The sequence below is a fragment of the Amycolatopsis camponoti genome (assembly GCF_902497555.1).
Classification (GTDB): Bacteria; Actinomycetota; Actinomycetes; order Mycobacteriales; family Pseudonocardiaceae; genus Amycolatopsis; species Amycolatopsis camponoti.
Window position 1 is genome coordinate 1,876,904 of sequence record NZ_CABVGP010000003.1, and the last position, 25,762, is coordinate 1,902,665.

Consider the following 25,762-nt stretch of genomic DNA (forward strand, 5'->3'; position numbering starts at 1 on the left):
CGGGATTCGAACCCATGGGATACCAGAGAAGTAACCCTCACCGCCGCACCGGGCGAGAACTACGTTAGCCGCCCGCTCGTCCCGGCGGAACCGAATATCCGACCGGTCCGCGGACGGCCTGGCGAGCGTGAGTAGTTCGTGCTAAGAACTATCTATAGTAAGTTCGTAGCACGAACTAAAACTGGGAGGAACCATGACGCACTTCGGCATCGGCGTGTCCACCGCGGTCGCCGCCGTACCCGGCACCCTGAAGCTCGCCCTCCAGGCCGACCAGGCCGGGCTCGACCTGCTCACCGTGTCCGATCACCCGTACTACGCCGACCGCCTCGACGCGTACGCCGAGATCGGGGTCCTTCTGGGACGCACCGAACGGATCTCCGGCCTGGTCAGCGTCACCAACCTGCCGACGCGCCCCGCGTCGATGCTCGCTCGCACGATCACGTCGCTGAGCGCACTGACCGGCGGGCGGATCGTGCTCGGGATGGGGGTCGGCGGGCTCTGGGACGACATCGCGCGGCTCGGGTTCACCAAGCTGACGCCGGGGCAGGCCGTCCGCGCCTTCGAGGAGGGCGTCCGGCTCGTCAAGATGCTCGGCGGGGGCGGGGAACCGGTGACTTTCGACGGCGAGTTCTACCAGGTCACGAACCTCGAACCGGCGGAGGAAGCGATGCCGCCGTTGTGGACCGGGTCCGTCGGGCCGAAGTCGCTGGCCGTCACCGGGCGCGTCGCCGACGGCTGGATGCCCGGCCGCGCCGCCGACTGGCTCAGCGAGCGCTACCGCACCTCACGACCGGTGATCGACCAGGCCGCCGTCGACGCCGGCCGCGATCCCGGCGACATCGTCACCGTCTACAACTTCCCCGGCCGCATCACGACCGAGGCACTCAAGAACACCCGCGCCGACGACGGGCGCTGGATCGGCGGCTCGCCGGACCAGTGGATCGAGGAGCTGACCGGCGCGGTCCTGGAGCACGGCGCCGCCGGGTTCGTGCTGTTCGGGCCCGGGGGCAGCACGCCCGACGAGACGAGCGCCGCGCGCTGGGCCGGGGAGATCGTGCCCGCCGTGCGGGAAGCCGTCGCGAAGTAGGCTGGCGCGATGGGGAAACACGGGGAGGACCTCGGCGTGGTGGCCGGGCTCGTGCGGGCGTCGTTCCTGGTGAACGCCGTCTACGCCGAGTCGGCGCGCGAGTACGGGCTGACCGTGCCGCAGGGCCAGCTGCTGTGCGTGCTGATGGGCCGTCCGTACGGCATGGGCGACCTCGGCGCGACGCTCGGCCTCGAGAAGTCCAGCCTGACGGGCCTCGTCGACCGCGCGGTCCGGCGCGAGCTGGTGCGCCGCGAGCCCGACCCGGACGATCGCCGCGCGGTCCAGGTCGTGCTGACCGAGGAGGGCCGCGAACTGGCGGAGGACTTCTACGCGGCGACGTGCCGGCGAGTCGACGACCTGGCCGCGGGCTGGAGTGGTCCGGACCGCGACCGGCTGGCGGCGTTGCTGGGGCGGGTCGTCCGCGAGAACGAGGTCCCGACGGTGTTCCTGGACGCCGTCCAGCGCTGAGGAGTCAGCTGGGGAAACCCGAAGCGCGCCAAGCGCCTTCGCCGGGGTGAAGCGGCTTACGCAGCGAAGCGGCGTGATCGCCCCACCACGACGTACGCGATTTCGGCTTCTCCGGCGCCTTCGCGGCCGACGCCGCGGCGACGACCGCCGTCAGCGCGGCCAGTTCGGCGTCGCTCGGGTTTCCGCGGACCACCCGCAGCAGGGGCTTCTCGTCGCTGCTCACAGCGGGATGTTCCCGTGCTTCTTGGGCGGCAGCGACTCCCGCTTGTTGCGCAGCAGCGACAGCGCCCGCGCGACGTGCCCGCGGGTGTGCGCCGGCACGATCACCGAGTCGACATATCCCCGCTCGGCCGCCGCGTACGGGTTGAGCAGCGTGTCCTCGTACTCCTGGATCAGCTCGGCGCGAAGGGCGTCGACGTCCTTGCCCTCGTTGGCCGCGTTCGCCAGCGTCTTGCGGTGGACGATGTTCGCCGCGCCCTGGGCGCCCATCACCGCGACCTGCGCGGTCGGCCAGGCGAGGTTGATGTCGGCGCCGAGGTGCTTGGAGCCCATGACGTCGTACGCGCCGCCGTACGCCTTGCGCGTGATGATCGTGACCAGCGGGACCGTGGCTTCCGCGTAGGCGAAGATCAGCTTCGCGCCGCGGCGGATGATGCCGTTCCACTCCTGGTCGGTGCCCGGGAGGAAGCCCGGGACGTCGACGAAGGTGAGCACCGGGATGTTGAACGCGTCGCAGGTGCGGACGAACCGCGCGGCCTTCTCGGACGCGTCGATGTCGAGGCAGCCGGCGAACTGCGTCGGCTGGTTGGCGACGACGCCGACGCTCTGGCCGTCGACGCGCCCGAAGCCGACGATGATGTTCGGCGCGAAGAGCTCGTGGACCTCGAGGAAGTCGCCGTCGTCGACGACGCGGTTGATGACCTCGTGCATGTCGTACGGGGTGTTCGGCGAGTCCGGGATGAGTGTGTCGAGCTCACGGTCGGCGTCCGTGACGTCGTCGAAGAACCCGGCCGGCGCATCCGACGGCTCGAAGACCGGTGCGTCCGAGAGGTTGTTCTGCGGCAGGTAGGAGAGCAGTTCCTTGACGTAGGCGATGGCGTCTTCGTCGTCGTTGCCGAGGTAGTGCGCGACGCCGGACTTCGTGTTGTGGGTGCGGCCACCGCCGAGCTCCTCGAAGGTGACGTCCTCGCCGGTGACCGTCTTGACGACGTCCGGGCCGGTGATGAACATCTGCGAGGTCTCGTCGACCATCACGACGAAGTCGGTCAGCGCGGGGGAGTAGACGTGCCCGCCCGCGTTCGCGCCCATGATCAGCGAGATCTGCGGGATGACGCCGGACGCCTGCACGTTGCGCCGGAAGATCTCGCCGTAGAGGCCGAGCGAGACGACGCCTTCCTGGATGCGCGCGCCGCCGCCTTCGTTGATGCCGACGATCGGGCGGCCGGTCTTGATGGCCAGGTCCATGACCTTGACGATCTTCTCGCCGTAGACCTCGCCGAGGCTGCCGCCGAAGATGGTGACGTCCTGGCTGAACACGCAGATCGGGCGGCCGTCGACGGTGCCGTACCCGGTGACGACGCCGTCGCCGTAGGGCCGGTTCTTCTCCTGCCCGAAGTTGGTCGAGCGGTGCCGGGCCAGCTCGTCGAGCTCCACGAACGAGTTCTCGTCGAGCAGCAGCTCGATGCGTTCCCGCGCGGTTTTCTTGCCCTTGGCGTGCTGCTTCTCCACCGCACGAGCCGAGCCGGCGTGCACGGCCTCGTCATAGCGGCGATAGAGGTCGGCCAGCTTGCCCGCCGTGGTGTGGATGTCCGGTTCATCCTCGGGCGGCGTCCCGAGCGGCTCCGTCGCACTGCTCATGCCACGGGAGCTTAGCTACTTGCCGGTCACTTCGCGTGTGGCGTAGGCAACGTCCGGGAGCCGGACCTCGGTGTGGCGGACGTGCCCCGACCTGGCTACCTGCGTTGCTCGGTCTCGACGCAAACGCTTGCGGTGGGTAGGTTGCGGCCCTGAGCCGCGTGTCGGTGTGGCGCAGCCCGCTTCGCGGGCCCTCGGCGGCCTCCCCGTTACTGGGCGACAGGATGCGGCGCTTCGCCGCCTTCGCTCGTGCGGTCGGCCAGCGGGCAGTCCGGGAGTGTGCAGGTCGGTCCCTTGATCGCTTTCTTTTCGGCTCCCGTGATGCTGAATTCGAAGGTTTTCACGCCCCAGTAAGCGCTGAACATCCACAGTCCGGCGGACTCGATCCAGAAGAGGTTGGCCATTCCGGCCGCGTCCAAGAGGGCGACCGCGAGGGGTAATGCGATCATCAGGACACCGATCGTCCGATAGACGATGGTGAAGATCTTGAGTTGCCCTGGCGTGAGGTCCTGTTTCCCCTTCATCAGCGACTTGCGTGCGCAAAAAATCGCGGTCAAGCCGAGGCAGACGAAGGTGATGATTGCGAAGAGCACGTGGCCCGCCTGGAAGGTGAACTCCGCGGGCGGGCGGCCGGTGGGCACCGTGCACGGCAGCACGGCGACCAGGATGGCGCTGATCCCCGCGATGTTCAGCAGCCAGTTCTCGAGGGGGGTGAAGATCTTGTAGAGGAACAGGAAGGTCCCCGTCGTGACGAGAGCGCCGACGAACACGTCCCGCAAGGGGGTGTGGTAGTACCCGCTGATCGAATCCGGCAGCGGGCCCGAGGTGACCCACGGGCCGACGATCCACAGGAAGAAGGGCAGGATCAATCCGATCCCCGCCATTCCCCAGCGCAACGCCAGGTAGGTTTTGGTGATGGAGGTTCGCAATGCTTGGTTGTTCGGTGGAATATTCATGGCCGGCACCTCGAAATCTCGTGTGCCGGTAAGTCGCGTTCGTTGGTGCCGTCGTCACGCTATTTACCGTGACGGCGCCCGAATGGAGATGTTCCCGTTACTGCCGCGGTGACGGTCTGATCAATCCCGACTCGTAAGCCGCGATCACCAGCTGTGCCCGGTCCCGCGCCGCCAGTTTGTGCAGTAGCCGCCCGATGTGGGTCTTCACCGTCGCGATCCCCAAATGCAGCCGCGCGGCGATCTCGTCGTTCGACAACCCTCGCGCGATCAGGGCCAGGACCTCCTGCTCACGCGCCGTCACGCCCTCCAGCTGCTTCACCGGGCCCGTCGGCAGCCGTGCGAACTCCGACACCAACCGTCGCGTCACCGAGGGGGCCAGCAGCGCGTCACCCGAAGCCACGATCGAGATCGCCGACAGCAGGTCCGCCGGCCGCGTGTCCTTCAACAGGAACCCGCTCGCCCCCGCGCGCAACGCCGCGTACACGTACTCGTCGAGGTCGAACGTCGTCAGCATCAGCACCCGGACTTCCGACACGGCGCAGATCAGGCGGGTCGCCTCGATGCCGTCCATCGACGGCATCCGGACGTCCATCAACACGACGTCCGGGGCGAAGCGCCGCGTCAACGCCACCGCCTCGACGCCGTCCGAGGCCTCGCCGACCACCTCCAGGCCCGGTGCGCTGTCCACCAGCACCCGGAAGCTTCCGCGCAGCAGCGCCTGGTCGTCGGCGATCAGGACGCGGGTCATCGGGCCACCGCCGTCTCGTACGGCAAGCGCGCGAACACACGGAAGCCAGGAGTGCACGGGCCCGCCGAAAACTCGCCGCCGTAGACGGCCACGCGCTCGCGCATCCCGATCAAGCCGTGGCCCGGGGTGGCCGGGCCGCCGCGGCCGTCGTCGCGGACCTCGATGCTCACTTCGCCCTCGCTTCCCGTGACGCGGATGCGGCACGTCGTCGCTCCCGCGTGCTTGACCACGTTGGTCAGGGCCTCCTGCACGATCCGGTACACCGACTGGCCGACGCCGCCCGGCAGCTCGTCGAGACCCTCGACCGCGAGGTCGACGGACGGCCCCGCCAGCTCCGCGCGTTCGGCGAGCGCGCGCAGGTCGTCGAGCGTCGGGGCGGGGGCCAGCGCCGGGACGCCCGTGCCGTCGCGCAGCACGCCCAGCATGCGCCGCAGCTCGGCCAGCGTCTCGCGGCTGGTGTCTTCGATGACCCGCAACGCTTCCCGCGCCTCCGCGGGCTGCTCCGAAGCGACGTGGTTGCCGACGGCCGCCTTCACCGCGATGAGGCTCATGCTGTGCGCGACGACGTCGTGCATCTCGCGCGCGATCCGCAGCCGTTCCGCGGAAACCGCTTCCCGCGCGTGGTTTTCCCGCTCGGCCGCGGCGTATTCGCGGCGCCCGTGGACGGCGATGCCGAGCGCGAACCCGACGATCAGCGCCGACGCCCCGAAGTTGACGGTCGTGGCGGTGCTCGGGTTCGGCACCACGACCCCGACCAGGCCGACACCGAGCAGCCCGGCCACGAAACCGACTCGCGAGGCTCGGCTGCCCCGGTGCACGACGAAGGTGTAGAGCGCGCACCCGGCCGACACGACGGCGACCGCGAGCACCGGCCCGCCGATCGGCACGGCCGCCGCGGTCAGCACGAGCGCCAGGATGTAGGCGGGCCGCGGCCACCAGCGCCGCAGCACGATCGGGGCGACGCTCGTCAGCATGATCGTCCAGCCGAGCCACGCGGGCAGCCACAGCGGCAGCGTCCACGCCCCGGCGGCGAGGTTGCCGCCGGCCCCCACCGTGAGCACCAGGACCGCGAGCACGTCCAGCACCACGCGAATTCGCATGGAACGAACGTAATGCCGACGTGCGCGCCGCGCGTCAACCCTGGGTCGGACGCTCCGCGTACTGCTTCTTCACGGTCTCGACGTGCTCGGGCGTCCAGTCCGGCAGCTCGACACCGTGCGTCGCGGCGAACAGCTTGTCGAGCTGCTCGTGGCGCCTGGCCAGCTCCGCGACGACGTCGTCGGGCGCGGGTTCGGTGAACTCGACGCGGGTGCCTTCGAGGGGCTCCTGGGTCACGTGCCAGCCGGGTTCGTCCGGGAGCAGCGCGCGGACCTCGTCCACCGGCTTCCAGACGAGGTCGCGGCGGAAGCGGATCGTGCCGTCTTCGAGCACTTCCCCGTGGCCGAGGCCGAATTCGTCCACATAGGACGCCATGCGGGCGTGCCAGTCCTTCGGCTGCTCGAAATCGCGGCCGGACAACCGCGCGTCGAGGGCTTCGAGGCAGACGTCCCAGCCGGCGGCGGTGCGGCCCGCGGCCAGCTTCGCGATCGCCGGGTCGCCGCGGCCGAACGTGTGCGTGAACTCCAGGAGGCTGCCGTCGCCGTCCGGCGAAATCAGCCAGCGCAGCGTGTCGTCGTTCCAGACGAAGGTGAACTCGCGCGGTGGGTCGACCGTGACGACCCGGCCGGTCGTCGAGTCGTCCTCGCCGGGGAAGGTGAACCGGATGTCGCCGCCATCGCGCAGTTCGACGTCGACCTTCGCCGGGAACCAGTGCGCCAGCTCGGCCGGGTCCGTGATGGCCCGCCAGACCTTCTCCGGCGCGTGCTTCAGGCGGCGTTCCAGCCGGAGGGCGGGGCGGTCCTCGTCGGTCAGCAGTTTCGCGGGCATGCCCGTATATAACCACTGAGGAATATACGGGTCAAGCTCCCCGGACGGCGGCCGCCGCGGCGGCGAGCTCCGGGTCGCTCGCGGCCTTGTCGAGCGAGGTCCGCAGCACCGAACAGTACGTCGGCTCGGTCTCGGCGTAGCGCTTGCGGCCCGCGTCGGTGATCACCGAATAGACGCCGCGGCGGTCGTCTTCGCACAGGTCGCGGATGGTCAGGCCGGCGTCTTCGAGGCGCGCGCACATCCGGCTGACCGAGCTCTGGTTGAGCCCGATCGCCTCGGCGAGCTCCTGCATCCGCAGGCCACCGCGCGGGCCGGCGACCAGCTTGCCGAGCGCGCGGTACTCGGACAGGCCGAGCCCGTGCCGCCGTTGCAGCGCCTTCCCCAGCTCCTGCTCGACGCGGGCATGCAGCACGAGCATGCGTCCCCAGGACTGTTCGTCGACGGTCATCTCTCCGCCTTCCTCTTGACACCAGCATAGTCCAGGGACAGTCTTTATATGTACATGCAAGTAACTGAGGGGACTGGTCATGACGCGGAACTTCCTCTTCCTGGTCGGCGCGGCGCGAGCCGGCGGGAACACGGAGATGCTGGCGCGACGGGCAGCGAGGGAGCTGCCTCGCGACGCCGAGCAGCGGTGGCTCCGGCTGCCCGAGCTGCCGCTACCGCCGTTCGAAGACCGCCGCCACGGCGCGGGCGAGCACCCGGCGCCGGGTGAGAACGAGCAGCTGCTGATGGACGCGACGTTCGCCGCGACGGACATCGTCGTCGTGTCGCCGGTGTACTGGTACTCGGTCGCGGCGAGCGTGAAGCTCTACCTGGACTACTGGTCCGGGTGGATGCGGCTGCCGGTCGAGTTCAAGCCGAAGATGCGCGGCAAGACGCTGTGGGGCGTGAGCGTCCTGAGCGAGACGGCGCGCGAGGCCCAGCCGCTGATCGGCACGCTCGAGCTGTGCGCGGAGTACCTGAGCATGAACTGGGGTGGCGTGCTGCTGGGGAACGGCAGCCGTCCCGGTGACGTGCTCTTGGACGCGGACGCGATGTCGGCGGCGTCGACCTTCTTCACCGGCGCGGATCTGGTAAACGCCTAGATCTTCGGTGGCAGAGTCCGGGGCATGCGAACGACGAAGATCGCCGCTCTGACCTTCTCCCTGGCGGCGGTGTGCGCGCCGGTCGCGCACGCCGCCGGCGCGCCGGTGCTGGCGGTCGCGGCCGTGTCCGCGAGCGGGGACGACGGCCACGTCCCGGCCGCCAGCCTGGACGGCGACCTCGGCACCCGTTGGTCGGCCGAGGGCGACGGCGCGTGGATCGAGTACGACCTGGGCTCGGCGCAGACTGTCGGGTCGGTGGCGCTCGCGTGGTACCAGGGCGACGCCCGGGTGTTCACCTTCGACGTCCAGGTGTCCGGCGACGGCTCGGCCTGGACCACGGTGCTGTCCCGGCACGCGTCCAGCGGCCGCACCGCGGACTTCGAGACCGCGGACTTCGCCGACACCGCCGGCCGCTACGTGCGGATCGTCGGGCACGGCAACACCAAGAACGACTGGACCAGCATCGCCGAAGCCCACGTCTTCGGCGCCGACGGCGGCAGCGGCGGGGCGTGCGCGTATCCGGCGGACGTGCTCGACCTCCGCAACTGGTACGAGGGCCTGCCGACCGGCCAAGCCGAAGATCCCACGGTGGTCAAGCAGCCGCGGCTCGCGACCTTCAAGGCTGACCCGTGGTTCGTCCCGACCGCCGATTGCGCCGGCGTGCGGTTCCGGGCGGCGGTCGACGGCGTCACCACCAGCGGCTCCGGCTATCCGCGTTCGGAACTGCGTGAGACGAAGGGTGCGGACCTGGCGAGCTGGTCGTCGACCTCGGGGACGTCGACGATGACGATCCGTGAGGCGATCACCCACCTGCCCGCGGGCAAGCCGCAGGTCGTGGCCGGGCAGATCCACGGCTCCAGTGACGACATCACGGTGTTCAGGCTGGAGGGCTCGAACCTCTACGTCACCAAGGGCGACGACGCCCACTACAAGCTGATCACCGGCGGCTACGAGCTCGGCACGGTGTTCGAGGCGAAGTTCGTCGTCTCCGGTGGTGCCGTCAAGGCGTATTACAACGGCACGCTCGTGACCACGATCAGCCAGAAGTTCTCCGGTGCCTACTTCAAGGCCGGCGCCTACACGCAAGCCAACTGTGGCAACTCCTCGCCCTGCTCCGCCGGCAACTACGGCGAAGTCGTGATCCACGACCTCGCCGTGACCCACACCTAGGTCAGGACGTCCGTCGCGATCAGGCGCAGGCCGCGGACCAGGTCGGCGCCCGACGGCGCACGGTCCGGGTCGATCAGCCACTGCAGCATCGCGCCCGACAGGAGGGCCTGGTGCACGGTGCCGACGGCCCGGGCCTCGGCGCTGCCGTCGTCGAGGCCCTGGAAGAGGTTCGCCAGCCCGAAGCGGGCCAGCTCCAGGGCGTTCGCCAGCTGCGTGCGGACCTCGGGGTCCAGGTCCGGCTGCGAGTACGCCTCCATGCTCACCGCCCACATCCGGCGGTGCTCTTCGAACGACTCGATGACGCGGCGCCAGATCAGCTCGAACCGCTCGGCCGGTGACGCGCTCGCCGGTGTCTCGACCTGCAGCACCTTCGCCAGCGTCTCGCCCCACTCCTCGTTCGCCTCGATCAGCGCCGTGTTGAGCAGCGCCTCCCGCGAGCCGAAGTGGTAGCCGATCGCGGCCATGCTGACGTTCGCCGCCGAGGCCAGGTCACGCACGGTCGTGCGGGCGTAGCCCTTCTCGTTCAGGCAGCGCTTCGCGCCGGCCAGGAGTGCTTCCTTGTTGCCCATGACCGGAGTCTAGCACGATCGCCTTAGGCGAACGCCTTGCGCGATCGCCCAAATCGCGGTTATGGTTCTCGGCATGACGAACCGACGAGTCCTCATCTCCGGCGCGAGCGTCGCCGGCCCCGCTCTCGCCTTCTGGCTGCACCGCCACGGCTTCACGCCGACGGTCGTCGAACGCGCTCCCGAACTGCGCGACGGCGGCTACGCGGTCGACTTCCGCGGCGCGTCGCTGCGGGTTCTCGACCGGATGGGCCTGCTGGCGCAGGTCGAAGCCGCCGCGACGCGGATGGGCGACGTGACCTATGTGGACGGTGACGACCGGCCGCTGGCCGTCACGCCCGCGACGTTCCAGAGCGGCGAGCTGGAAATCCTGCGCGGCGACCTGTCGCGGATCCTCTACGACGCCACGAAGGACGACGTCGAGTACGTCTTCGGCGACTCGATCACCGGTGTCCTCGAGCGCGACGACGGCGTCACGGTGACGTTCGAACACGGCGAGCCGCGCGAGTTCGACCTGGTCGTCGGGGCCGACGGGCTGCACTCGAACGTGCGCTCGCTGGTCTTCGGCGACGAGTCGCGGTACCGCCGCGACCTCGGGTACTACGTCTCGATCTGCACCGTGCCGAACCACCTCGGCCTCGACCGCGCCGGCCGGTTCTACAACGAGCCGAACCGCACCGTCGGCGTCTACAGCGCGCGGGACAACACGGAGGCGAAGGCGCTGTTCTGGTTCGGCGCCGGCGCGCTCGACTACGACCACCGCGACGTCGAGCAGCAGCGGCGGATCGTCGAGGAGAAGTTCGGGGAGGTCGGCTGGGAGACGTCGAGGCTGCTCGACGCGATGCGTGAGGCGCCGGACTTCTACTTCGACTCGGCCAGCCAGATCGTGCTCGACTCGTACTCACGCGGCCGCGTCGCGCTGGTCGGCGACGCCGCGTACTGCGCCGCGCCGCTCTCGGGCATGGGGACGAGCCTCGCGATCGTCGGCGCGTACGTGCTGGCGGGCGAGTTGGCGGGCCGTGACCACGTCTCCGCGTTCGCGGCCTACGAACAGGAGATGCGCGGCTTCGTCGACGCTTGCCAGAAGCTGGCCCAGGGCAACGGGAAGTGGTTCGTGCCGCCGACCCGCGGGTGGATCCGGCTGCGCAACCTCAACTACAAGCTGCTGCCGTACCTGCCGTGGCGCAAGATGATCGAGGAACTGCCGCTGAAGGCGGGCAACGCGATCACGCTCAAGGAGTATGCGGCGGCGCGGGCGTGACTCCGCGACGCTTCGCGATGCCGGCCATGTTCTCCTCGCCCCAGTCGCCCAGCGGCAGCAACGCGGTGTTCAGCCGCTGACCCAGGTCGGTCAGCGAGTACTCGACCTTCGGCGGGATCTCGTGGAACACCTCGCGGTGCACGACTTCGTCCGCTTCGAGTTCTCGCAGTGCTTGGATCAGCATCTTCTCGCTGATCCCGTTCACCTTTCGCTTCAGCTCCCCGAACCGCAGCGGCTCGGCGTGCAGCGCCCACAGGATCAGGGCCTTCCAGCGGCCGCCGACGACGTCGATCGCCGCGTCCAGCCCGCAGCGGTAGGTTCTCGCCAGCATGCAGGATCCTTACCTTTTGGTGGGTACCTGACCAAATAGTCGGTACTTGTCCATAGTAAAGCGCTGGGCCCAGCATGATCCGCATGGGAGATAGCAAGAAACAGGTGGGCGTGCTCGGCCTGGGGCGGATGGGCTCCGCCCTCGCCGGCGCGCTCTTGGGGGCGGGCCACGACGTCGTGGTGTGGAACCGGTCGCCGCTCAAGGCGGGGCCGCTGCTCGACTGTGGGGCACGCCTCGCGGCCACGCCGGCGGAAGCCGCCTCGGCGGACGTGGTGCTCAGTTGTCTGTCCACATACGACAGCCAGCGGCCGGTGCTCTCGGCGTGTTCACCGAAGGTGCTGGTCAACCTCACTTCGGGGACGCCCGCGCAGGCTCGTGAGACGGCGTCGTGGGCAGCGTCGGCGGGGATCGAGTACGTGGACGGCGTGATCATGGCGGTGCCGCAGGGCATCGGGACCCCGCAGTCACGGATTCTCTACAGCGGTTCGCCGTCGGTGTTTTCGGCGCAGCGCGAAGTGCTGACGGTGCTGGGGGAGCCGGTGTTCCTCGGTGAGGACGCCGGGCTGGCGGCGCTGTACGACCTGGCGCTGCTGGGCATCATGTGGTCGACGATGGCCGGGTACCTGCACGCGCTGGCCCTGGTGGGGACCGAGGGCGTCGCGCCGTCGACGTTCACGCCGATGGCGACGTCGTGGCTCTCGGCGGTCGGCGGTTTCCTACCGGGGATCGGCGCTTCGGTGGCCGGCGGTGACTACGAGACCGATGTGTCGGCGCTGGACATCAACGCGGCGGGGCTCGTCTCCTGGTGGAGACGAGCCGTGCGCAGGGGATCGGCGCTTCCGTGCCCGCGGCGCTGCAGGAGTTGTTCGACCGCGCGGTGGCTTCGGGCCACGGTGCGCACGCGATCGCCAGTGTCATCGAGGAGATCCGGTGAAGTATTCGGGGAAGAAGGCCGTCGTCACGGGCGGCACGCACGGCATGGGCCTGGCGGTGGTGCGCGCGCTGCTCGACGGCGGCGCGGAGGTGCTGGCGACCGGCCGCGACGTGTCGGGGCTGGACCTGCCGGCGCACCTGCTGTCGTCGGACGCTTCGTCGTTGACCGACATCGAGGCGTTGGGGGCGTTCGCCGCCGAGAAGCTGGGCTCGCTGGACCTGGTGTTCATCAACGTCGGGTTCGCCACGTTGACGCCGTACGCCGAGGCGACGCCGGAGATCTACGACCGGACGTTCGACGTCAACGCGAAGGGCGCGTACTTCACGGCGCAGCGGCTGGCCGGCTTGGTGCGGCCGGGCGGGTCGTTCGTGTTCACGACCTCGGTGGCGGCCGGCGCGGGGATCGCCGGAATGGGGCCGTATTCGGCGGCGAAGGCGGCGGTGCGGTCGTTCGCGCTGACATACGCGGCCGAGCTGGCGCCGCGCGGGATCCGGGTGAACGTGGTCAGCCCGGGCTACACGGACACGCCGACGATGGGCGTGACCGGGGTGCCCGCGTCGGTGCTGGCGTCGTTCAAGTCGACCGGCGACGAGGTGACGCCGCTGAAGAGACACGCGAGAGTGGAGGAAGTCGCGGCGGCGGTGCTGTTCCTGGCGTTCGAGGCGACGTTCACGACCGGAGCGGACCTCCCGGTCGACGGCGGCCTGGGCCAGCGGCTGACGTTGCCGGCGTGACGATCGGCCCGGCGGGTGCGGCGAGGTGGACGGCCAGGCCTGTCGCGCCGGGTGCGTGATCCGCGCGCAGGACGAGGTCTTCGTCGTAGTCGCCGCCGTTCTGCGTCCGGAACGGGATCGGCTCCGCCGTCTCCAGCGTGGCCAGGCGCGTGCGCACCTGCTCGCGGGCCCGGGTGAACCGCTCGTCCGGCAGCCGGTCGGCGCCGTAGACCGGGACCGGCTCCAGTACCGACATCCCCGCGTAGAACAGCGTTCCGTGGTGCAGCGGGAACAGGATGTCGTGCAGCGGGCCGTTCACCCCGCGCGGGCCCATGGCCGGCTCGCGGGCACCCGCGGTGAGCACCACCATCGCGCGCTTGCCCGCGAGCCGGCCTTCGCCGTAGCGCAACGTTCGGCCGTCGTCGGCGCGGACGCCGTAGCCGAAGCCCTTCACGAACACGCGGTCGAACCAGCCCTTGAGGATCGCCGGCATTCCGTACCACCACAACGGGAACTGCACGACGACTGCGTCCGCCCAGTCGAGCTTCTCCTGCTCGGCCACGATGTCCGGGCTCAGCTCGCCCCGCGCGTGCGCACGGGCCGACGTCGCCCCGACGACCAGCCGCTCGTCGCCGGCCTCGGCGCCGAAGTCGGCCGCGTCGACCACCGGGTTCCACTTCATCGCGTACAGGTCGGATTCCCGGACGTCGTGACCGAGCTCGCGCAGCGTCCGGAGCCCGTCGTCGCGGAGGGCTCCGCTCAGCGAGCGCGGTTCCGGATGCGCGAAGACCCACAGAACGTTCATGACCTCGATGGTCACGCGGACCGCCGTCACGATCGAGTGGCCTGATGGACAACATGTGCAAGAATCGAGCCATGGCCGAATTCGTGCACCCGGACCGTCACCACGTCGCCGTGCTGGTCAGGCACGGCATGCTCGTGATGGAGCTGGGCATCGTCCACCGGCTCTTCGGGCAGGCGCGCTCGGCGTCGGGCGAGCCGTTGTACGAGGTCGTGACCTGCACCCTCGAACCCGGCCCGGTCCGCACCGACTCCGACTTCACCATCCCGATCGACCGCGGCCCCGAGGTCCTCGCCGAAGCCGACACCGTGATCGTCCCGGCGTCGCTGGTCGAATACGAGCCCTTGGCGCGCGTGCTGACCCCGCCCCTCGCGGCGGCGCTCGACCGGATCCCGGGGGACGCGCGGATCGCGTCGATCTGCACGGGCGCGTTCGTGCTCGCCGCGGCCGGCCTCCTCGACGGCCGCCGCGCGACGACCCACTGGCGCTCCGCCGACGACCTGCGGAACCGGTTCCCGGAGGTCGACGTAGACCCGGACGTGCTCTACACCGACGACGGCAACGTCCTGACGTCGGCGGGCGTCGCGTCCGGGATCGACCTGGTGCTGCACATGATCCGCCGCGACCACGGCGCGACCGTCGCCAACGAAGTCGCCCGCGGCACGGTGGTCTCACCGCACCGCGAGGGCGGCCAGGCCCAGTTCGTCCGGCGGCCGGTGCCCGAGCCGAGCACGTCGTCGACGAAAGCGGCGCGCGCCTGGGCGCTCGAGAACCTGCACCGCCCGCTGACGCTGCGCGAACTCGCCGCCCGTGAGGCGATGAGCACCCGGACGTTCACCCGCCGCTTCCGCGACGAGGTCGGCATCTCGGCCCTGCAATGGCTGACACAGCAACGGATCGAGCGCGCCCGCCAGCTGCTGGAGGAGTCGGACCTGCCGGTCGACCGCGTCGCGACGGAGGCCGGCTTCGGCACGGCGGCGTCGCTGCGCCAGCACTTCCAGGCCGCACTCGGGGTGTCACCGAGCGCGTACCGCACGACGTTCCGCGGCGAACTCGCGATGCAGGCGGGCTGATTTTCGTAGTCCGGGGCGGTGGACTGGTACCGCGGCCAGAGCCGTTTCACCGACCCGGGCGCGCAGTCGTCGTGGCTCGACGGAGTTCCGCGCGACCTCGCGGAGTTGCGCCGGGCGGCGTCCCGCCACCACGGCATCCCGGCGCGCGCCCGGGTCGGCTTCGCGGGTTACCTCGTGCCGGGCTGGTCCTCGACGTACCCCGCGACCGGTTCCTGACCGGCGCGGACGCCTGGACCGCCGCCCGCTCGGGCGACGTCGACCCGGCCCTGCTCGTGGTCGCGCCGGATCTGGACGTGCCGTTCCTGCGCGGCCTGCCGTACGCGCGGCACAACCTCGTGCTCGACCTCGCCGCCCTCACCAAGCACGAGATGATCCTGTGGGACCTCCGGGTGTCGCCGGTGATCCGCTCGGTCACCCCGCCGGGACCGCTCCCGGTCGAGGTCGTGCTTCGCTGACTTCGACGGCGGTCCGCACGAACCGCGCGATCCGCAGATCCCGCGCGCCCGCCGGCCAGCCGAGCGCGAGCGAGTACGGCGTCGCGTCGGCGACCGGCCGGTAGACGACATCGGTCCGCGGGTACCACTGCGCGACCGACGCCGGCAGCAACGCGATCGCCTGCCCGAGCGCGACGGCCTCCAGCAGCTGGGCGCTGTCGTGCACCACCGGCCCCGGGGTGACCGGGCCGCCGGTCACGTCCCGGCCCGACCAGTAGGCCCGGTCCACGGCCGACGCGTCCGGCCAGGACGGCGTCGCCCGCCCGGTGAAGTCCGCGCAGGTCAGCGAGGACCGGCCGGCCAGCTCGTGCCGCACCGGGAGCGCGGCGACCCGAGGCTCGGTGAACAGCACCTCGGCGTCCAGGCCGCCGTGGTCGCCCGGACCGCCCAGCAAGACCACGTCGGCCCGGCCGTCCCGCAGCAGGGCGGCCTGCTCCCCGAACCCGCTGAGCCGGATCTCGACCGGGTCCGGGTGCCCGTCGGCGATCCGCCGCAGCAGTTCGGTGGCGACACCGGGTTTCGCGGCGACGACGAGCGGCCGCCGCGCCGCCCGGCGGGTGCGCCGGACCGCGGCCGTGACCGCGTCCAGTGCCTTGGCCGACTCCGCGAACAGGACGTTCCCGGCCGGCGTCAGTTCGACGTGCCGGCTCGTGCGTTCGAAGAGCTGGACGCCCAGCCGCCGCTCCATCAATCGGATCGCACGCGACAGCGGCGGCTGCGCCATCCCGAGCCGCTCGGCGGCGCGGGAGAAGTTCAGCTCCTCGGCGACTGCGCGGAAGTACCGCAGCTCACGGACCTCGACGTCGTCCATACCGCGAGGGTATCGCGGCAGAGTCCATCGGTCTTTCCCTTTCTGTTGTGCGAATGGTGGTTTTGGTGTCGACAATTCCACAAAGGACAGACAGTGATGACGGAGACTCCGCGACCCACGGGAGCCGCGCACAGCCCTCCTGCGGCTGAAGCCGGACCGCGGGGAGCGCGACCGCCCGGTGCGCGAGCGGCGAGGGCGAGGAGCGCCGGTCGGGTGTCAAGGAGCGATGCCGTCGAGGGCCGCTCGGACCACCGCGTCCGGGGTGGGCGGGTCGAGCGGGCCCGTGTGCGGGAAGACCGCTGCCATCACCGAGGCGTGGCAGTAGCCGACCAGCATGGCCGCTGTCGCGTCCACTTCGGACTCCGGGCGCAGCCTGCCGAGGGTGCGTTCCTCCTGCAGGTACGTCAGCAGGCGATCGCGCCAGTAGCCGGATCGCTCGCTGATTTCCGCGAACCGCTCCAGCACCTTCGGCTGCCCGAGCAGGCCGCTGAACGCCGGGACGATCACCGCGTGCAGGGCGAGGCCGAACTCCAGGTGGCGGCGGAGGTTCCCCTCCAGCGTGCCTTCGCCGGCCACCGGCAGGTCGCCCAGCTCCGCTTCCGTCGTGCGCACGTGCTCCAGGAGGGCCCTGGCCACCAGCTCCTCCTTGTCGGAGAAGTGGTTGTAGAGCACGCCGTCGGCGACGCCCGCCATGCGCGCGATCTCGCGCACGGTCATCCCGGCCGTCCCGTGCGTGGCGATCATCTTCTGAGCGGTTTCGACCAGCAGGTCGTGCAGGGACTGGCCGTCCCGCTGAGCCGCGGCTTTCCTCGGTGACATCACCGCCATCGTAGAACCAGTGCCCTACGACCTCCTTCCCGTGACCAGCCACGCCGCCCCGCGGAGGCGGACCGCGTCCGGGCCCGCGAACGGTTCGAGCGCCGCGGTGAGGGCTTCGGTCGCCTTGGCGGCGGTCGCGGCGTCGACCATGCCCAGGTGGTGGCGGACCGGACCCCAGCCGGCGATGAACCCCGCCGCGTCCGGGACGTCGCGGCCCCAGACCTGGCCGGCCTCGACGCGGGTGCACACCACGTCCTCGAAGCCGGCTCCGGTCAGGACCGCCGTCGTCCGGTCCGGGTCCGCGAACGACGTCGGGCCGCTGCCGTCCGGGCCCGTGGGCTGGGGCAGGTACTCCGCCATCGCCCCGAACACCGTGCCGAGGTCGGTGCCGGAGAGCGCCGTCAGGCAGAGGAACGCGAGCCGCCCGCCGGGGCTCAGGGCCCGCCGGACGTTGGCGAACGCCGCCACCGGGTCGGCGAAGAACATCACCCCGAACCGGCTGATCGCCAGGTCGAACCCGCCGTCGGCGAACGGGTGCTCCTGGGCGTCACCCTGCTCGAAGGTCACGTTCGGCACCTCCGCCGCCCGCGTCCGCGCGGTCGCGAGCATCGGCCCGGACAGGTCGACGCCGGTCGCGGACCGGGCCCGCGCCGCCGCGAGCCGCGTCAGCTGCCCGTTGCCGCAGCCGATGTCGAGCACCCTGTCGTCCCTGCCCACCTGGTCGAGCACGTAGTCGTTGAACCCGCTGTTCACCGCGTCGTAGCGGTCCGCGTGCGAAGCCCAGTGCTCCCCTTCGTAGCCGTTCCACGCCTCGGCCTGCGCGGTGTTGACGATCCCCGTCATCCCCATCTCCTTCGTTGTGAACATGCGTTCATGAACACACGTTCATGGTCGCGAAGACTGCGGCGCCTGTCAAGGCATCGGCCACCCGCCGCCGGATGTCGGCCAGGTGGCAGATCTTCCGGCCGGGCGATCGCGGAAGACTTCCCCTCAGCGAGGCAAACCGCCTCCGAAAAGCACAAAGGAGCTCAAAGTGGCCGACGTCATCGCCAACATGTCCATGTCCCTCGACGGCTTCGTCGCCGACCCGCAGGACCGCATCGATCACCTGTTCGGATGGTTCGGCAGCGGTGACGTCGAGGTGCCCACCGCCGTCGAGTGGGCGACCTTCAAGACCTCCGAAGCCAGCGCGAAGATGCTTCGCGACGCCATGGACAACGTGGGCGCGCTGATCGCCGGCCGCCACCTGTTCGACATCACCCAGGGCTGGGGCGGGCAGCACCCGATGGGCGTGCCGGTCTTCGTCGTCACCCACGAGCCGCCGGCGGACTGGCCGCACCCGGACGCGCCGTTCACCTTCGTCACCGACGGCGTCGAAAGCGCTGTCGAGCAGGCCAAGAAGGCCGCCGGGGACAAGAACGTCGCCGTCGCCAGCACCAAGATCGCGCAGCAGTGCCTCAACCTCGGCCTGCTCGACGGCATCCAGGTCGACCTCGTCCCGGTGCTGCTCGGCTCCGGCGTCCGGTTCTTCGACGACCTCGACACGACCACCATGCTCACCGGCCCCGAGGTCGTCGAAGGGACCGGTGTCACGCACCTCTCCTACCGGGTCAAGCAAGGAGCGTGACGTGCAGCGCGGCGAGCCGGGCGGGATCGGCGATCACCTCGTACGCCGCCACCCGCTCGCCCTCGACCGTCACCGCGAGGGCGAGCACCAGCCGCCCGCGCGGGGCCACGACGACGCCGACCGCGCCGTCCACCAAGGCCGTTTCGGCGAAGTGAGCCCGTTTCCCGAACACCTGCGTCTCCTCGGCGACGGCACGAGCCCCGCGGGCCTCGAGGGCCGTTCCGGCCAGCAGCGCGGCGGCGTCGGCGTGCCGGACGACGTCCGGGGCCAGCACGGCCAGGAGCTCGTCGAGGTCTCCGCCGCGGGCCGCGGCGAGGAAGGCGTCGACCACCCGGCGGTGCCGCGCCAGGTCGGCCGGCGGCAGCGGGGACGTGTCGCGGACGCGGTGCCGCGCACGGCTCGCGAGCTTCTTCGCCGCCACCGGGGTGCGGTCGAGCACCGGCGCGATCCGGTCGAACGGCACCGCGAACAGGTCGTGCAGCACGAACGCGATCCGCTCGGCGGGGCCCAGCGCGTCCAGCACGACGAGCAGCGCGCGGCCCACCGAGTCGGCCAGCTCGACCTCGCCCGCCGGATCGGCGTCGGCCGCGAGGTCCGGGACCACCTCGAACGGGTCCTCGCGGCGAGCCTTCCGCGTGCGCAGGACGTCCAGGCAGACGCGCGAGACGACCGTCGTCAGCCAAGCCGCGAGGTTGTCGATGGAGTCCGCGCGGTTCAGGCGAAGCCAAGCCTCCTGGACGGCGTCGTCCGCTTCGGCCGCCGAGCCGAGCATCCGGAAGGCCAGGCCGCGCAACCGCCCGCGTTCGGCCTCGAACTTCCCGGCCAGCTCGTCCATCGGTCACCTTTCGCCCGCCTTCGCCGTCGCACTGACGACGGATCGCCGCGACCAGAGGTGACCGATGAGCTCGCTGACCCCGCCGAAGTGGCCGGCTACTCCGTGCACCACACCGCCAGCTCGCTGCCGCCGGGTTCGCGGAAGTGGAAGCGTCGGCCGCCGGGGAAGCCGAACGGCTCCTTCGTCACCTCCCCTCCGGCCGCTTCGACCGCGACGCGGGCCGCCGCCAGGTCGTCCGTGCGGATCGTGACCAGGGGCGCGCTGGATTGCTCGGCCGCGTCGGCCTGGAAGCCGAAAGTGAGACCGGGCGCGCGGACGTCCGAATACGTCGGCCCGTACGGCGTCACCTCCCAGCCGAAGGCGCGCGCGAAGAACTCGCCGGACGCGGTGGCCGACGTGGACGGGAACTCGGCGAAGTCGACTTCGTACATGCCGCCGACGCTAGCGGCGACCACCGACAAAACCGCGCGAGCGAGCCAGCGCCAGCCCGCCGAGGGCCGCGGCGACCACGCCGATCACCAGCGCCGCCCAGCCGCCGACGATCCCGTATCCGGTGCCGGGACCGCCCTTGGCCATGGCCACGACGACGGCTCCGCCGGCCGCGCCCGCCGCTCCCGCGGCCAGCGCGACAGCGGCACCCCGGCCACGGGTTAGGGCCAGCCCGCCGGCGACCACGCCGGCCAGTCCCACCAGCGCGGCCACCACGGACCACACACGTCCCGGCGTCAAGGCATAACTCGTGACAGCTGCTGCAACCATGGCGTACTCCTTCTTCGGTGTCCGGGAAGGATGGCCGCCGGACCCGCCGCCCGTCGTCGTGCGGGCGCGGGCACTTCCCGCTGCCGCGGCCGCCGCAGGAACCGGGGATGTACCGCGGGCGCGGTAGCCCGCGAATGCTCTTCGCGCCGGATTCGCCGCCCGGAACATCCGGTTAGGGTGCGGGGATGAGGGTCGTGGACGGAGTGATCGCCGTGGGGGTGGCGGCGGCCCTGCTGGTCGCCGGGCTCTCTACGCGGCACGTGCCGACGGACCTCGACCCCCTGGGCTACGCGTTCCTGGTGACAGGCGGACTCGCGTTGGCGGCGCGCCGCCGGGCGCCGGTCGTCGTGCTGGCGGTGACCGCGGCGTGCGCACTCGGCTACCAGGGCGCGGGATTCGAAGTGCCCGTCGTCGCCTACCTGTTCGCGGTGTACGCGGCGGTCCGGGCGGGCCACCGCGTCGCCGCGGTGGTGGCTTCGGTGCTCATGCTGGGCGCGGTTCCGTTCGCGATCCTGGCCTCGGGTCTGCACACCACCGGCGAGGCGTTCACGCAGTCCCGCGACGTCCTCCAGCTGGCCTGGCTTATCGCCGCCGGCGCGGCGGGGGAGGCGCTGCGCCAGGCCGAGCGCCGTGCCGACGAGGCCGAACGGACCCGCGAAGAGACCGCGCGGCGGCGGGCCGACGAGGAGCGGCTGCACATCGCGCGGGAGCTGCACGATTCGCTCACCCACCAGATCTCCGTCATCAAGCTGCAGGCCGAAGTGGCCGTCCACCTGGCGGGCAAGCGGGGCGAGGACGTGCCGGAAGCCCTCCTGGCGATCCGCGACGCCGGCCGTGAGGCAGCCCGGGAGCTGCGCGCGACGCTGGAAGCGTTGCGCGACGACGACCCGAACCCGCCGCGCGGGCTCGACGACGTCCCGGAACTCGTGGACCGCGCCCGGTCCACCGGTCTCGACGCGCACTTGACGATCGAAGGCCGCCGCGAGGACGTGCCGGTGGCAGTCGGCCGGACCGCCTACCGGATCGTCCAGGAGTCGCTGACCAACGTCGCCCGGCACGCCGCCGCGGCCACCGCGTCGGTCCGGATCGACCACCGGCCCGGCACCCTGGTCGTCCGGGTCGACGACGACGGCGAGGCCACTGTGGACACCGCGCCGGAGCCGGGCGTCGGCCTGCTGGGGATGCGCGAACGCGTCACGGCCCTCGGCGGCCGGCTCCGGGCCGAGCCGCGCCGCGAAGGCGGGTTCAGCGTCGAGGCCGAGCTTCCCGTGGACCACCCGGCATGATCCGCATCCTGCTGGCCGACGACCAGCCGCTCATCCGCAGCGGGTTCCGCGCGCTCCTAGACGCCGAGGACGGCATCGAGGTGGTGGCCGAAGCCGCCGACGGCGGCGAGGCCGTGGCGCTCGCGCTCGAGCACCTGCCGGACATCGCGCTCCTCGACGTCCGGATGCCGGGGGTCGACGGCATCGAGGCGACCCGCCGCATCGCCGCGCAGCCGGCGCTGGCCGCCGTGCACGTCGTCATCCTGACCAACTACGGCCTGGACGAATACGTCTTCGAAGCCCTGCGCGCCGGCGCGGCGGGGTTCCTGGTCAAGGACATCCGGCCGGAGGACTTCCTGCACGCTGTGCGCGTCGCCGCGCGGGGCGACGCGCTGCTCGCGCCGTCGATCACCCGCAAGCTGATCGACCGGTACGTGACTCAGCCGCCCGTGCCGGGCGCGGGCCTGGCGGAGCTGACCAACCGCGAACGCGAGGCCGTCGCGCTGGTCGCGCGCGGCTTGTCCAACGACCAGGTCGCCGACCGGATGGTGATCAGCCCGCTGACCGCGAAGACCCACGTCAACCGGGCGATGGCGAAGCTGCGGGCACGGGACCGGGCCCAGCTGGTGGTGTTCGCCTACGAGTCCGGGCTGGTGCCTCAGGCCGGGCGGCCCGCGCCCGCGTAGTCGTCGCCCTTCGAGTGGTACGTGTGGATCTGGATCGCCTGGCCCTCGGTCGGCGCGTTGATCATCAGGCCGTTGCCCAGGTACAGCCCCACGTGGTGGATGCGCGTCGCCGGGCTGCCGTAGAACACCAGGTCGCCGAGGCGGGGCTCCTGCGACGCCGGGACCGGCGGGAGCGCCCGGAACTGGCTGTCCGCCGTTCGCGGCAGGTTCACGCCCGCGCTGTCGTACGACGCCTTCGTCAGGCCCGAGCAGTCGAAGCCGGCCGCGCCCGCGTCGGGGCCGTTGCCGCCCCAGACGTACGGGAGGCCGAGCTGGCCCAACGCGAAGCGCGTCGCGCGAACGGACGGCGACGAGGCCGCCGCCGGGTCCAGGGAGAGCGTCGCGTACAGCTGGGCCATGCCGAGGACGCGCTGGCGGAACAACTCCGTGTCGCCGCCCGGGTGGTACGCCGCGATCGCCTTCCACCAGCCCGGGCCGGCGCCGAGGTCCGTGCCGCCCGCGCACAGGGCGCGTCCGGCCGCGACCGGCGCTTCGCCGCCGTACTTCTTGGCCTGCGCCGCGGTCAGCCCGAGGAGGTTGCCGCCGCCGCGGCCGTGGTTCGACGCCGCCGAGCCGACGCCCGCCAGCGTGACCCACGAGAGGTGGCACGACGGGTCTTCGCTCCGCAGGGTCAGCTCGCCGTTCGCGTAGCCGATCAGTGCGGCCGCCGGGATGTCGAGGGGCTCGGACAGCTGGTCGGCCCACTGCTGGAGCGGGCTCTTGCCGCCCTGCCCGGACGCGCCCTGGCCCGGCTCCTGCGCCTTCACCGGCGCGCTGACCTCGAGGACCGACGGGCCCGACGCCGCGTCGCGCGCCACCGGCAGGGGAGCCGGGGCGGCCGCGGGCTCGGGCGACCGGTCGGCCAGCAGCCAGCCCGCGGCCACCAGACCCGCGACGAGCGGGAGCGCGACGAGGCCGCGGAGGGCCGCACCACGAGCCCAGGAGGTCGGCTTGGTCGTCACGGGGTCCAACTTAGAAGAGCGCACCTCTTAGTGAACGACTGAGTAGCTTGCACGTTAGGGGGACTCCCATATGGTGGACACATGGCAGAGATCGACGCCGCCCGGCTGACCGCGGCGCTCAAGGATCGGTACGCGAAGATCGACGTCGTGGAGCGCACCGGGTCCACCAACGCCGACCTGCGGAAAGCCCTTGACGACGGCGCCGCGGACCGGACCGTTCTGCTGGCCGAGGAGCAGACCGCGGGGGTCGGCCGCCGGGCCCGGACGTGGAGCTCGCCGAAGGGCGCCGGGCTGTACCTCAGCGTGGCGCTGCGGCCGGGCGTCCCGTTCACGGCGCTGGGCTCACTCTCCGTCGTCGCCGGGCTCGCCGTCCGGGCGGCCGCGGCCGGCGTGGGGGTCGACGCCGTGCTCAAGTGGCCCAACGACGTCCTTTCGGGCGGCGCGAAGTGCGCCGGGATCCTGGCCGAGGCCGTCGCCGGGGACCCGCCGTCGCTCGTGCTCGGCATCGGCCTCAACGTGCTGCCGCTCGGCGACGTCCAGCCGGGCCCTGGCGGCCTGCCCGCGACGTCGCTCGCCGAGCTGGGCGCCACCGACACCGACCGCACCGACGTCGCGATCGCGCTGCTCACCGAGTTCGACGAGCTGGAGAAGCGCTGGCGGCTCGCGGGCGGCGACCTCACCGAAGCCGGCCTGCTGGGCGACTACCGCGCCCACTGCGCGACCCTCGGCCAGGACGTCGAGGTGCAGCTGCCGGACGGGACGTCGCTCGTCGGCCGCGCGGCCGACATCGACGCCGCCGGGCAGCTCCAGGTCGACATGACCGGCGGCCAGCGGCACACCGTGTTCGCGGGTGACGTGGTCCACGTCCGCCCGGCCTGATTCTTCGGGGCGTTGCACTCACCGGCCGGGCGTCTCGCCGGTACGGTGAAGCGACATCGCCGCACCGACCTTGGGAGCGTCCGCCGTGGCTTATCCGGACGATTTGCTCAGCGAGCAAGAGCACGTCGTGGTGCACAGTCACCCGCACTTCAAGATGCTGATCTTCCCGACACTCGCGTTCCTGGTCACCCTGGGCGCGGGTATCTGGCTGGCGATCCTCGCCAAGGACGCCGGCTCGCCGTGGAACACGGTCGGGCTGATCGCCATCGGGGTCGTCGCCCTCGTGCTGATCGTGTGGCTGTTCCTGGCACCGCTCGTGCGCTGGCGCACCACCCACTTCATCGTGACCACCGATCGCCTGATCGCCCGTGAAGGCGTCCTGAAGCGCACCGGCATCGACATCCCGATGGGCCGCATCAACAGCGTCCAGTTCGAGCACGACCTGCTGGACCGGGTGTTCGGCTGCGGCACGCTGATCATCGAGTCGGCGTCGGCCGAGCCGCTGCGGTTCGAGGACATCCCGCACGTCGAGAAGGTGTACACGGTGATCTACCGCGAGGTCAACGACAACCCGTACGACGACTACCGGGCGGGCGGCCAGGCCCCCGGTCCCCAGCAGACCGAGCCGCTGCCGCCCCAGAGCGGGCACCCGCCCCGCGGCGACCGACGCCGCTGATGGGCACGCGCGAACTGGGCCTGCCGGAGCGGGTCCCCTCGACGGGTGAGCTGCCGGAGCGGGTCACGATCTGGGAGGTCGGCCCCCGGGACGGCCTGCAGAACGAGAAGACGATCGTCCCGGTCGAGGTCAAGCTGGAGTTCCTCGACCGGCTCGCGGGCGCCGGCCTGACGACGCTCGAGGCGACGAGCTTCGTGCACCCCAAGTGGGTGCCGCAGCTGGCCGACGCCGAGCAGCTGCTGGCCGGGCTGGATCGTCGCGCGGGCGTCCGCTACCCGGTGCTGGTGCCGAACGAGAAGGGCCTGGACCGGGCCCTCGACGCCGGCGTCGAGCACATCGCGATCTTCGCCAGCGCGACCGAGACGTTCGCGCGGAAGAACCTCAACTCGTCGCTGGACGAGCAGTTCGCGATGTTCGAGCCGGTCGTGACGCGGGCCCGGGAAGCCGGCCTGGACGTGCGTGGCTACCTCTCGATGTGCTTCGGCGACCCGTGGGAGGGTGCCGTGCCGGCGAAGCAGGTCGCCGACGCCGGCCGCCGCCTGCTGGAGATGGGGTGCTCGCAGCTGTCGCTGGGCGACACCATCGGCGTCGCGACCGCGGGCCAGGTCGAGAACCTGGTCGGGCTGTTCGGCGATGTCGGTACTTTGGCCGTGCACTTCCACGACACCTATGGTCAGGCTCTGGCCAACACCCTGGCGGCGCTCCGATGTGGAGTGTCGACAGTGGACTCTTCGGCGGGTGGGCTCGGCGGTTGCCCGTACGCCGAGTCGGCCACGGGGAACCTGGCCACCGAAGACCTGGTGTGGATGCTGGACGGCCTCGGGGTGGCCACCGGCGTCGACCTGGACACGCTGGTGGCGGCCAGCGCGTGGATGGCGGGACAGCTCGGCCGCCCGAGCCCGTCCCGCGTGGTGGCCGCGCTGAGCTGACCTC

Annotated in this window: 32 protein-coding genes and 1 pseudogene; 16 read left to right on the forward strand and 17 right to left on the reverse strand. The window is 71.3% G+C overall.

Translation table 11 applies throughout. From position 1 onward, the window contains the following. Positions 1-193 precede the first annotated feature (193 nt). Both AA23TX_RS45640 and AA23TX_RS45645 read left to right on the forward strand, forming a co-directional pair. Complete coding sequence (locus tag AA23TX_RS45640) at positions 194-1,087, forward strand: LLM class flavin-dependent oxidoreductase (RefSeq protein WP_155549085.1); 894 nt, start codon at positions 194-196, stop codon at positions 1,085-1,087. A gap of 9 nt (positions 1,088-1,096) precedes the next feature. Then, positions 1,097-1,555 (forward strand): MarR family winged helix-turn-helix transcriptional regulator, encoded by a 459-nt coding sequence (locus AA23TX_RS45645; protein ID WP_155549086.1) that lies wholly within the window; start codon positions 1,097-1,099, stop codon positions 1,553-1,555. A 4-nt stretch (positions 1,556-1,559) separates the two neighbouring features. Here AA23TX_RS45645 and AA23TX_RS45650 read toward each other — a convergent pair whose 3' ends face one another. The 7 genes from AA23TX_RS45650 to AA23TX_RS45680 all read right to left on the reverse strand — a co-directional run bounded on the left by AA23TX_RS45650 (position 1,560) and on the right by AA23TX_RS45680 (position 7,487). After that, entirely contained in the window at positions 1,560-1,778 is a 219-nt protein-coding gene (locus tag AA23TX_RS45650; RefSeq protein WP_155549087.1) for an acyl-CoA carboxylase subunit epsilon, read from the reverse strand. Beyond that, positions 1,775-3,412 carry an acyl-CoA carboxylase subunit beta gene (locus tag AA23TX_RS45655; protein WP_155549088.1) on the reverse strand — a complete coding sequence of 546 codons (1,638 nt, stop codon included), beginning with the start codon at positions 3,410-3,412 and terminating at the stop codon, positions 1,775-1,777. Before AA23TX_RS45655 ends, AA23TX_RS45650 begins: the two co-directional genes overlap by 4 nt. A 206-nt stretch (positions 3,413-3,618) precedes the next feature. Continuing rightward, a complete protein-coding gene (locus AA23TX_RS45660; RefSeq protein ID WP_155549089.1) occupies positions 3,619-4,365 on the reverse strand; it encodes a hypothetical protein in 747 nt (248 codons plus the stop codon). Between the two features lie 97 nt (positions 4,366-4,462). After that, complete coding sequence (locus AA23TX_RS45665) at positions 4,463-5,113, reverse strand: response regulator (RefSeq protein WP_155549090.1); 651 nt, start codon at positions 5,111-5,113, stop codon at positions 4,463-4,465. Then, positions 5,110-6,213, reverse strand: a complete 1,104-nt coding sequence (locus AA23TX_RS45670; protein ID WP_155549091.1) for a sensor histidine kinase — start codon at positions 6,211-6,213, stop codon at positions 5,110-5,112. Before AA23TX_RS45670 ends, AA23TX_RS45665 begins: the two co-directional genes overlap by 4 nt. A gap of 34 nt (positions 6,214-6,247) precedes the next feature. Further along, positions 6,248-7,039 (reverse strand): SRPBCC family protein, encoded by a 792-nt coding sequence (locus AA23TX_RS45675; RefSeq protein WP_155549092.1) that lies wholly within the window; start codon positions 7,037-7,039, stop codon positions 6,248-6,250. A 31-nt stretch (positions 7,040-7,070) separates the two neighbouring features. Then, a complete protein-coding gene (locus AA23TX_RS45680; protein WP_155549093.1) occupies positions 7,071-7,487 on the reverse strand; it encodes a MarR family winged helix-turn-helix transcriptional regulator in 417 nt (138 codons plus the stop codon). Positions 7,488-7,566: 79 nt separating this feature from the next. On the opposite strand from AA23TX_RS45680, the gene AA23TX_RS45685 reads away from it, so the two are divergent. Then, entirely contained in the window at positions 7,567-8,127 is a 561-nt protein-coding gene (locus AA23TX_RS45685; RefSeq protein ID WP_155549094.1) for a flavodoxin family protein, read from the forward strand. Between the two features lie 24 nt (positions 8,128-8,151). Beyond that, the gene (locus AA23TX_RS45690; protein WP_155549095.1) at positions 8,152-9,297 is read left to right on the forward strand and encodes a polysaccharide lyase family 7 protein; all 1,146 of its coding nucleotides are present in this window, start codon (positions 8,152-8,154) and stop codon (positions 9,295-9,297) included. On the opposite strand, the gene AA23TX_RS45695 is transcribed toward AA23TX_RS45690, so the two are convergent. Beyond that, a complete protein-coding gene (locus AA23TX_RS45695; protein ID WP_155549096.1) occupies positions 9,294-9,866 on the reverse strand; it encodes a TetR/AcrR family transcriptional regulator in 573 nt (190 codons plus the stop codon). The genes AA23TX_RS45690 and AA23TX_RS45695 overlap by 4 nt on opposite strands. 73 nt (positions 9,867-9,939) lie before the next feature. Here AA23TX_RS45695 and AA23TX_RS45700 point away from each other — a divergent pair, with 73 nt between their 5' ends. Beyond that, a complete protein-coding gene (locus tag AA23TX_RS45700) occupies positions 9,940-11,124 on the forward strand; it encodes an FAD-dependent monooxygenase (protein ID WP_155549097.1) in 1,185 nt (394 codons plus the stop codon). Here AA23TX_RS45700 and AA23TX_RS45705 read toward each other — a convergent pair. Further along, the gene (locus AA23TX_RS45705; RefSeq protein WP_196425894.1) at positions 11,096-11,455 is read right to left on the reverse strand and encodes a winged helix-turn-helix transcriptional regulator; all 360 of its coding nucleotides are present in this window, start codon (positions 11,453-11,455) and stop codon (positions 11,096-11,098) included. The genes AA23TX_RS45700 and AA23TX_RS45705 overlap by 29 nt on opposite strands. Before the next feature lie 128 nt (positions 11,456-11,583). Between AA23TX_RS45705 and AA23TX_RS51000 the strand changes: the two are divergent. Further along, positions 11,584-12,389 (forward strand): annotated as a pseudogene (locus tag AA23TX_RS51000) (NAD(P)-dependent oxidoreductase). Further along, on the forward strand, positions 12,386-13,123 hold the full coding sequence (locus AA23TX_RS45715) for an SDR family NAD(P)-dependent oxidoreductase (protein ID WP_155549098.1): 738 nt from the start codon (positions 12,386-12,388) through the stop codon (positions 13,121-13,123). Before AA23TX_RS51000 ends, AA23TX_RS45715 begins: the two are co-directional and overlap by 4 nt. Here AA23TX_RS45715 and AA23TX_RS45720 read toward each other — a convergent pair. After that, positions 13,059-13,907: an NAD(P)H-dependent oxidoreductase gene (locus AA23TX_RS45720; protein WP_155549099.1), complete on the reverse strand. Its 849-nt coding sequence runs from the start codon at positions 13,905-13,907 to the stop codon at positions 13,059-13,061. The genes AA23TX_RS45715 and AA23TX_RS45720 overlap by 65 nt on opposite strands. Positions 13,908-13,978: 71 nt before the next feature. Here AA23TX_RS45720 and AA23TX_RS45725 point away from each other — a divergent pair, with 71 nt between their 5' ends. The 3 genes from AA23TX_RS45725 (at position 13,979) to AA23TX_RS50645 (ending at position 15,432) form a co-directional block, all read left to right on the forward strand. Then, a complete protein-coding gene (locus AA23TX_RS45725) occupies positions 13,979-14,977 on the forward strand; it encodes a GlxA family transcriptional regulator (protein ID WP_155549100.1) in 999 nt (332 codons plus the stop codon). A gap of 18 nt (positions 14,978-14,995) precedes the next feature. Continuing rightward, positions 14,996-15,193, forward strand: coding sequence for a hypothetical protein (locus AA23TX_RS50640; protein ID WP_230863092.1), 198 nt, complete (start codon positions 14,996-14,998; stop codon positions 15,191-15,193). Between the two features lie 77 nt (positions 15,194-15,270). Beyond that, positions 15,271-15,432 carry a hypothetical protein gene (locus AA23TX_RS50645; protein WP_230863093.1) on the forward strand — a complete coding sequence of 54 codons (162 nt, stop codon included), beginning with the start codon at positions 15,271-15,273 and terminating at the stop codon, positions 15,430-15,432. Here AA23TX_RS50645 and AA23TX_RS45735 read toward each other — a convergent pair. From AA23TX_RS45735 to AA23TX_RS45745, 3 genes are all read right to left on the reverse strand, one after another. Then, entirely contained in the window at positions 15,389-16,282 is an 894-nt protein-coding gene (locus AA23TX_RS45735) for a LysR family transcriptional regulator (RefSeq protein WP_155549101.1), read from the reverse strand. The two genes, AA23TX_RS50645 and AA23TX_RS45735, sit on opposite strands and share 44 nt — an antisense overlap. A 216-nt stretch (positions 16,283-16,498) precedes the next feature. Beyond that, complete coding sequence (locus tag AA23TX_RS45740; RefSeq protein WP_155549102.1) at positions 16,499-17,110, reverse strand: TetR/AcrR family transcriptional regulator; 612 nt, start codon at positions 17,108-17,110, stop codon at positions 16,499-16,501. 15 nt (positions 17,111-17,125) lie between these two features. Next, positions 17,126-17,944, reverse strand: coding sequence for a class I SAM-dependent methyltransferase (locus AA23TX_RS45745; protein WP_155549103.1), 819 nt, complete (start codon positions 17,942-17,944; stop codon positions 17,126-17,128). Between the two features lie 190 nt (positions 17,945-18,134). Between AA23TX_RS45745 and AA23TX_RS45750 the strand changes: the two genes are divergently transcribed. Continuing rightward, on the forward strand, positions 18,135-18,728 hold the full coding sequence (locus AA23TX_RS45750; protein ID WP_155549104.1) for a dihydrofolate reductase family protein: 594 nt from the start codon (positions 18,135-18,137) through the stop codon (positions 18,726-18,728). Here the strand turns inward: AA23TX_RS45750 and AA23TX_RS45755 are convergent. The 3 genes from AA23TX_RS45755 to AA23TX_RS45765 form a co-directional block, all read right to left on the reverse strand. After that, positions 18,712-19,563, reverse strand: a complete 852-nt coding sequence (locus AA23TX_RS45755) for a sigma-70 family RNA polymerase sigma factor (RefSeq protein ID WP_155549105.1) — start codon at positions 19,561-19,563, stop codon at positions 18,712-18,714. The two genes, AA23TX_RS45750 and AA23TX_RS45755, sit on opposite strands and share 17 nt — an antisense overlap. 95 nt (positions 19,564-19,658) lie before the next feature. Continuing rightward, entirely contained in the window at positions 19,659-19,994 is a 336-nt protein-coding gene (locus AA23TX_RS45760; RefSeq protein WP_155549106.1) for a VOC family protein, read from the reverse strand. A 10-nt stretch (positions 19,995-20,004) separates the two neighbouring features. Further along, a complete protein-coding gene (locus AA23TX_RS45765) occupies positions 20,005-20,322 on the reverse strand; it encodes a DUF6223 family protein (RefSeq protein WP_155549107.1) in 318 nt (105 codons plus the stop codon). A 185-nt stretch (positions 20,323-20,507) separates the two neighbouring features. Between AA23TX_RS45765 and AA23TX_RS45770 the strand changes: the two genes are divergently transcribed. Both AA23TX_RS45770 and AA23TX_RS45775 read left to right on the forward strand, forming a co-directional pair. Next, a complete protein-coding gene (locus tag AA23TX_RS45770) occupies positions 20,508-21,608 on the forward strand; it encodes a sensor histidine kinase (protein ID WP_155549108.1) in 1,101 nt (366 codons plus the stop codon). After that, positions 21,605-22,273, forward strand: a complete 669-nt coding sequence (locus AA23TX_RS45775) for a response regulator (RefSeq protein WP_155549109.1) — start codon at positions 21,605-21,607, stop codon at positions 22,271-22,273. Before AA23TX_RS45770 ends, AA23TX_RS45775 begins: the two co-directional genes overlap by 4 nt. Here AA23TX_RS45775 and AA23TX_RS45780 read toward each other — a convergent pair. Further along, positions 22,246-23,274, reverse strand: a complete 1,029-nt coding sequence (locus AA23TX_RS45780; protein ID WP_155549110.1) for a C40 family peptidase — start codon at positions 23,272-23,274, stop codon at positions 22,246-22,248. The two genes, AA23TX_RS45775 and AA23TX_RS45780, sit on opposite strands and share 28 nt — an antisense overlap. Before the next feature lie 81 nt (positions 23,275-23,355). Here AA23TX_RS45780 and AA23TX_RS45785 point away from each other — a divergent pair, with 81 nt between their 5' ends. From AA23TX_RS45785 to AA23TX_RS45795, 3 genes are all read left to right on the forward strand, one after another. Next, a complete protein-coding gene (locus AA23TX_RS45785) occupies positions 23,356-24,153 on the forward strand; it encodes a biotin--[acetyl-CoA-carboxylase] ligase (protein WP_155549111.1) in 798 nt (265 codons plus the stop codon). Between the two features lie 85 nt (positions 24,154-24,238). After that, on the forward strand, positions 24,239-24,829 hold the full coding sequence (locus AA23TX_RS45790) for a PH domain-containing protein (RefSeq protein WP_155549112.1): 591 nt from the start codon (positions 24,239-24,241) through the stop codon (positions 24,827-24,829). After that, positions 24,829-25,758, forward strand: a complete 930-nt coding sequence (locus AA23TX_RS45795) for a hydroxymethylglutaryl-CoA lyase (RefSeq protein WP_155549113.1) — start codon at positions 24,829-24,831, stop codon at positions 25,756-25,758. Before AA23TX_RS45790 ends, AA23TX_RS45795 begins: the two co-directional genes overlap by 1 nt. Positions 25,759-25,762: the final 4 nt, after the last annotated feature.